Origin of the sequence: Bradyrhizobium sp. OK095, from assembly GCF_900109945.1 — a bacterium.
Classification (GTDB): domain Bacteria; phylum Pseudomonadota; class Alphaproteobacteria; order Rhizobiales; family Xanthobacteraceae; genus Bradyrhizobium.
Genome location: NZ_FOBX01000048.1, coordinates 1 through 1162 on the forward strand (window position 1 = coordinate 1; position 1162 = coordinate 1162).

Here is a 1162-nt window from a genome sequence, read left to right on the forward strand (position 1 = left end):
CAGGCCAACAACCTGTCTGCCACGATCGACGCCAATGGTCTGCTCACGATCTCGGCCACCAACGACTACGCGTCCTCGACGCTTGGTTCGGCGGCTGCGGGTGGTGCGATCGGCGGTACGCTGACCTCTGCGCTCACCTTCTCGACGGCATCCGCGCCTGTCGCGGATTCGGTCGCGCAGACCAGCCGTGCGGCCCTGGTCTCGCAGTACAACAACATCCTGAACCAGATCGACACGACCTCGCAGGACTCCTCGTTCAACGGCGTCAACCTGTTGAACGGCGACCAGCTCAAGCTGGTGTTCGACGAGACCGGCAAGTCGAACCTGAGCATCACGGGTGTGACCTACAACTCCAAGGGTCTGGGCCTTGCCTCGCTGACCAGCGGCGTCGACTTCATCGACAACGCTGCGACCAACAAGGTGTTGACGAACCTGAACACGGCGTCGAGCACGCTGCGTTCGGAAGCCTCGACCCTCGGTTCGAACCTCTCGGTGGTGCAGGTGCGTCAGGACTTCAACAAGAGCCTGATCAACGTGCTGCAGACCGGTTCGTCCAACCTGACCCTGGCCGACACCAACGTCGAAGCCGCCAACAGCCAGGCGCTGTCGACCCGTCAGTCGATCGCGGTCTCCGCGCTGTCGCTGGCCAACCAGTCGCAGCAGAGCGTGCTCCAGCTGCTCCGCTAATCAGCGGACGACATCGCAAGCAAGATAGAGCGGCGGGGCTTCGGCCCCGCCGTTTTCTTTTGCGCCCGCATGCGCAGACGTCGTGCGATGGGGCGAAGACGATGCATCCGGATGCAGCCAATTGCTCACTCTGAGTTATGGTTGACAATTGGCAAACGCATCGCCGATGCACGAAAAAGCATCATTCAATCATGGCGATACACGAGCGCGTGATCCGGCTTTGACGACTCTTATGGTGAATCGAGACAAGGACTCGCGCGACACGCTTCATGCTTTGTTAGCCCCAAACGTTCACCGTCCCGGCATCGATTAATCCTAATCGAAGTTTGTTGCGTTGCGTACCAGAAGGGTAACAGCTTATGTCCGGTATCGTTCTCTCGTCCTCGGTTCGTCAGAACCTCCTCTCCCTCCAGTCCACCGCTGATCTTCTCGCCACCACGCAGAACCGTCTGTCGACCGGCAAGAGCGTCAACTC

At 60.0% G+C, this 1162-nt stretch carries 1 protein-coding gene; it reads left to right on the forward strand.

Annotation, left to right across the window (positions count from 1 at the left end):
• Positions 1 to 687 (forward strand): flagellin (locus tag BMW89_RS37135; protein WP_283805349.1); only part of this gene is annotated, 687 nt, incomplete at its 5' end.
• Positions 688 to 1162: the final 475 nt, after the last annotated feature.